This window comes from Clostridium tarantellae (genome assembly GCF_009295725.1).
Classification (GTDB): Bacteria; Bacillota; Clostridia; order Clostridiales; family Clostridiaceae; genus Sarcina; species Sarcina tarantellae.
Genome location: NZ_WHJC01000233.1, coordinates 1 through 5,372, shown reverse-complemented (window position 1 = coordinate 5,372; position 5,372 = coordinate 1). Strand labels below are relative to the sequence as shown.

General features: G+C 22.9%; 4 protein-coding genes and 1 pseudogene. 2 read left to right on the top strand and 3 right to left on the bottom strand.

Features of this window, described 5'->3' with window-relative positions; translation table 11 throughout:
• Positions 1-112: 112 nt before the first annotated feature.
• Together GBZ86_RS12205 and GBZ86_RS12200 are read right to left on the bottom strand one after the other, a co-directional pair.
• A pseudogene (locus tag GBZ86_RS12205) lies at positions 113-901 on the bottom strand (FtsX-like permease family protein); the annotation flags it as partial.
• Positions 891-1,658 carry an ABC transporter ATP-binding protein gene (locus tag GBZ86_RS12200; protein WP_152891044.1) on the bottom strand — a complete coding sequence of 256 codons (768 nt, stop codon included), beginning with the start codon at positions 1,656-1,658 and terminating at the stop codon, positions 891-893. The pseudogene GBZ86_RS12205 and the gene GBZ86_RS12200, both read right to left, overlap by 11 nt.
• 347 nt (positions 1,659-2,005) lie before the next feature.
• Between GBZ86_RS12200 and GBZ86_RS12195 the strand changes: the two genes are divergently transcribed.
• Positions 2,006-3,682 carry a DUF2207 domain-containing protein gene (locus GBZ86_RS12195; protein ID WP_152891042.1) on the top strand — a complete coding sequence of 559 codons (1,677 nt, stop codon included), beginning with the start codon at positions 2,006-2,008 and terminating at the stop codon, positions 3,680-3,682.
• A gap of 50 nt (positions 3,683-3,732) precedes the next feature.
• On the top strand, positions 3,733-4,029 hold the full coding sequence (locus GBZ86_RS12190; protein WP_152891041.1) for a ribosomal protein L7/L12: 297 nt from the start codon (positions 3,733-3,735) through the stop codon (positions 4,027-4,029).
• 173 nt (positions 4,030-4,202) lie between these two features.
• Here GBZ86_RS12190 and GBZ86_RS12185 read toward each other — a convergent pair whose 3' ends face one another.
• Entirely contained in the window at positions 4,203-5,222 is a 1,020-nt protein-coding gene (locus GBZ86_RS12185) for a tetratricopeptide repeat protein (protein ID WP_152891039.1), read from the bottom strand.
• Between the last annotated feature and the right edge of the window lie 150 nt (positions 5,223-5,372).

Sequence of the window (5,372 nt, the reverse complement as noted above, 5' to 3'; positions counted from 1 at the left end):
TGAATCCTTTTTTCTATACTTTTTCACCTAATAGGTGAATTTTTTTTTGTAGAAAAGCATTATTTTAAGCCATATCTATTATGATTTTTATTTTTTCATGAATAATTAGGGTTACTATATATAATACAAATCCAGATAAACTAAAGAAAAACATTATTGTACATAATATTGCAATAGTAAATGATACTTTAAACATAGGTTTTCTTAAATCAAGTCCTGTATATAACATAACCTTATAGGAAACTCCTAATAATATTACACTGAAAATAAATGAAAAGAAATATAGATATGGATTTTTGAATTTCATATTCTCATTCTTTTTATTTGCAGTTAGTAGGTCAATTATTTTATATTTAGAAATAACTAATATATTAAATACCATAATAATTAAAAATATTATTCCAAAATATATAATTGTCTTACCTATAGCGCTTAAAGAAATAGTAAATTTATATTCATCCATTGCAATACTAAAGAGCTTTAATGTAAAAGCAGATAATCCTTGAGATACTATAATGCCTAAAATAATACCAAAAATTAAAGATATAACACCTACTATAAAGGTTTCTAAAACTAAAATTCTAGATATTTTTCTTTTTTCCATTCCTAAAGTCATATATAATCCTAATTCTTTTTTACGTTTTTTTATTAAGAAATTATTGGCATATAATATTAAACAACCTAAGACTATGGATACTAATACTGATACTCCAGAAATAATTGTAATTAATCTTTCTATATAATAGTTTCCATCTGAAGAATTTATTTCAATAAGAGCCCTTTGTGAATCTATGGAATTAAAACTATAAAACATAGAAACAGCTAATATTAAAGTTAAAAAATATATACTATAATCTTTATAACTTTTTTTTATATTAGTGAAAGCTATTTTAAAATACATTGTTATCATCACCCCCAAGGAGTAATATAACTTCTATAATTTTATAAAAAAAATCCTTTCTACTATCATTTCCTCTCACTAATTCATTGAATATTTTTCCATCTTTAATAAAAAGAATCCTGTGAGCATAGCTAGCTGTAAATGAATCATGAGTAACCATAAGTATGGTGGTATTTAATTTCTTATTTAACTCTTCAAATCTTTCAAGTAATAATCTAGCTGATTTTGAATCTAGTGCTCCTGTAGGTTCATCTGCAAGTACTAAAGAGGGATTAGTTACTATTGCCCTTGCTGATGCAACTCTTTGCTTTTGTCCTCCTGACATTTCATAAGGATATTTTTTTAATACTTCTTCAATTTCTAAATATTTTGCCACTGATCTTATTTTCTCATCTATTTTAAAGCTTTTCTCACCTTTTATTGTTAATGCTAAAGCAATATTTTCATAAGCTGTAAGAGTATCTAATAAATTAAAATCTTGAAATATAAATCCTAACTGAGTTTGTCTAATTTTTTCTAATTCCTTTGATTTTACTCTAGTAATATCCTTATTATTTAGCATTATACTTCCTGTAGTGACCTTATCAATAGTGGCTATGCAATTAAGTAATGTAGTTTTTCCACTTCCTGAAGGGCCCATTATTCCAATAAACTCTCCACTATCTACCTTAAAACTAATATTATCTATAGCCTTTGTTACATTATCTTTACTGGCATAATACTTTTCAACTTTTTCTACACTTAATATATTTTTCATTAGTAAATCTCCTATTTTTTACATAATATAGTTTTTCAACTTTATTTTATGTAACTTATTTTATAGGATTCTATTTATAGCCTCAATATAAATAACATTTCATTAATATTACATTTTTGTTATGTAAATTATATAGTATTTTATTTTCTTATTAAAAAACAACTGGAAATATTTCTTATAGCAATACTTTAAGTTAAAATACTGTAATTTTAACTTAATTTCAATATTATTTTTTAATTTATGCTATTATTAAGATATATCTACAAAATATACCAATTGTACTGCTTATGATATTTAAATTCATAAGATGAAAAAAACAATAATATTATTTAAAATGGAGGACTTAAATGAATAAAAATTTTTCTAAATTCTTGGTAAAGTGTTTATTACCTTTATTTTTATTAGTATTTTTTTCTATACCAATAAAAGCAAAAGGAAATGAAAAAAGCTATACTATAGAAAACTTATTAATTAATGCAACTATAACAAAAGAAGGTAATTTAAATGTAGAAGAAAGCATAACCTATAATTTTAAGGGAAACTTTAATGGTATAAATAGAAGTCTTTCTCTTAATGGCTGTAATGGTTATAAAATTCAAGATATTTCAGTTATTGATAATAACAATGTAACTAAAGATGTAAAATATGAAGTTAATAATGATGGAAATTATGAAAATTTAAAGGTTTATTCCAAAAGTGAAAATGAGAAAAAAACCTTTAAATTTAAATATACTGTTCTAGATAATGTTAAGAATTATGGAGATTTTGGACAATTAAATTGGGATTTTTATGATGCTAATGGTAAAATTTCAGTAGATAATGTAAAACTTACTTTAAGTTTACAAAATGAAAAATTTGATTTAAATACTTTAAAATATACGGCTTATGTTGATGATGGTGGTTTTCAAACTAGTAACACAGAAAATTCAATTATTTTAGAAGGAAAAAACCTAACTTCCTTATTAGCTTTAAAGGTAGATTTTCAACCTAATTTTTTAACAACTGCTCCTATTAATTATGATGAAACTAATGACAATAATTATAATGCTAATGATAAAAATAATATAGATAATGATAATAAATCTTCTAATGAGATAACAGAAGTAATAGCAGGATTTGTAGGTTTATTAGGTATCATAGGAGGTGCTATTTTCTTTCATAATAAAAAAACAAATGAAGAAATTAAAAGTTATAGAGATAACTATACATTTTTTAAAGAAAAAATATTAAAAACTCCTCCAAGTAATATGAGTCCTGCTTTAGTAAATTTATTAGTTAATAAAAAACTAACTATAGAAGCTATACCTGCCACTTTATTTTATTTATGTAAATTAGGATACTATGATGTTAATGAAGTTATATATAAAAATGAAAATAATATAGAAGAAAAAGATTTATATTTTACAAGAAAAAAAGATATAAAAGAAGATGAAAGTAGTAAAGGATTTTTTATACATTGGTTTAAACTTTATGAAGTAGATTTTAAAATTTCTTTAAAGCATATTGAAAAAATAGTAGCTTCCATTGAAGGCTCTAAAGAGTTCAAGGAAAAAAATACCATATGGGAAAATATATTAAAAGAAGAAGCTAACACCTTAGGTTTTTATACTAAAATAAAGTCAAAAAAAATTTTAACTAATGAATATGAAAATGAAAAAATTAAATGGTTAGCTTATAAAGCATATTTAGTAGCTTGTATAAAAGGAAATTCTACCTTATTAAAAGATGATATCAATAGACATCTAATTTATGCATTAGCTTTAAATGTTGATGAATTGCAGGATGATTCCTTTATAAATAAACTAAATGACGCATTAAATTATGATGACTCAGAAAATATTTATGGATTTAATTTTCCTTATTTTTTAATGTATAATATGTTTATATGGAATGAAATTAATGATAATATTGTTAATAATATAAATAGTAATAATCTAAATAATTCTAATTCAGATAATTTCAGTGGATTTTCTGGTGGTAGTGATTTTTCAGGAGGTGGTGGAGGTGGCTCTGATGCTTTCTAAAGCTTAATGATAGTCTAACTACCTAAATTTACAAAAGAAAAGGAGATATTATGAACTATTTAATTAATAATCCATTAATATTAGTAGCAATAATACTTGCAGTGATAGGATCAATACTATGGTTAGTAAGTAGTATTAGTATGATTAAAAATGATATAAAAGGTATAAACATAAAATTAAATAGAATTCTTAAAGAAACAGAAATAACAAAAGATTTAACAGATGAATTAAAAAATCTTATTTCCCAAGGTAAAAAAGTTGAAGCAATAAAAAAATATAGAAATACTACAGGTATTGGATTAAAAGAAGCTAAAGATTTTATTGATTCTTTAGATAATAAAAATTAAAAATATAAAAAAACTCATCATTAGCTTATTTATTTTAATGATGAGTTTTTTATGAAAAGAAAAAGTTTTTTAGTAAGTCTATCAATAGTAATGTATAAACTTTAAGTGTTTTTAGATACAATAAATAGTTTTGTGTAAAAAATAAAAATACATATTTTAACTTTAATCTTTTTTTATTTTTTATAAGCTCTTATAGTTCTATAAATTAAACTTTTCTGTTTTCTTAATTTAGAAAATTCTTTAAGTATTTCTATCTCACCAAATTCTTCAGCATTACATCCTATATCTGAAGTTGAGCTTATTTGGAATTTTGAACCATTTATATCAATTATATGTGAATCATCTACATGTGAACTAGCATCTTTTTCATCACGTAATTTATGTATAAAGAGAAATGTTCCATAAACATTTGGATTATTCTTATTAACATACTTAAAAGTTATACCCTTATCATATTCATAAGCCTTATAATGTCCTCTCCAATCAGTAGGTAATTCCATTTGAATTCCTAATTTTTCATTTACATAATGAATATTCCCTAAGTTTTTACTTTCTTGTTCTTTTAGTTTTTTAAGTTTTTCTTCCTTTGCCTTTTTTTCTTTTTCTATTCTTTTCTTTTCAGCTTTTTCTTTCTTTATTCTTTCTTCTTCAGCCTTCTTTTCTATCTTTACATTTAATTCATTTTTAATAGCTTCTAGCTTTTTTGATTGCTCCTCTGTTAAGGTTGTACCATTAAAAGCTTCTATTTCTTTTTCAACTTCCTTTAATTTATTTTCTGAAAGAACTTTATTTATATCATCTAGCTTACTGTTTACTTTTTCTATTTCTTCTAATTTAATATTAACATTCTTTTTTAATTCTTCTATTTTTTCTTTAATGCTGTAGTTTGAATATTCACTTGGAAGCTTATCTAACTCTTCCTTAGCCTTAGAAAAATTATTGTTTTTATATTCCGTTTCAGCATTATTAAAATCAATAATTATTTGTTCTAAATTCTTTGCTTCTATATTATTAGGATCTTTTTTCAGCACTTCATCTAAGTCTTTTTTAGCTTCTTCATACTCACCATTGTTTAAATGAGTAATTCCTGTATCCATTTTCTGCTTTACACCATTGCCACAAGCACATAATGTCATTGCCAAAGTAGTTATAACTGTAGCCATTATTAACTTTATTATTTTATTTTTTTTCATCTTTTATCCTCTTTCATCTTTTGTTTAATATAAAATTTCATTTAATAGGTGGTTTATTTATACATTCAAAAGTTTTCCAAGCTAATATTATATCAAATAAATTATTTAGTTACAAATTTAAAGTGATTTTATTTAATAAATTAATAATAT

What these genes read in the sequence shown, in the direction of transcription:
- GBZ86_RS12200 (WP_152891044.1), bottom strand. Translation starts at nt 1,658, where the DNA reads ATGAAAAATATATTAAGTGTAGAAAAAGTTGAAAAGTATTATGCCAGT.
- GBZ86_RS12195 (WP_152891042.1), top strand. Translation starts at nt 2,006, where the DNA reads ATGAATAAAAATTTTTCTAAATTCTTGGTAAAGTGTTTATTACCTTTA.
- GBZ86_RS12190 (WP_152891041.1), top strand. Translation starts at nt 3,733, where the DNA reads ATGAACTATTTAATTAATAATCCATTAATATTAGTAGCAATAATACTT.
- GBZ86_RS12185 (WP_152891039.1), bottom strand. Translation starts at nt 5,222, where the DNA reads ATGAAAAAAAATAAAATAATAAAGTTAATAATGGCTACAGTTATAACT.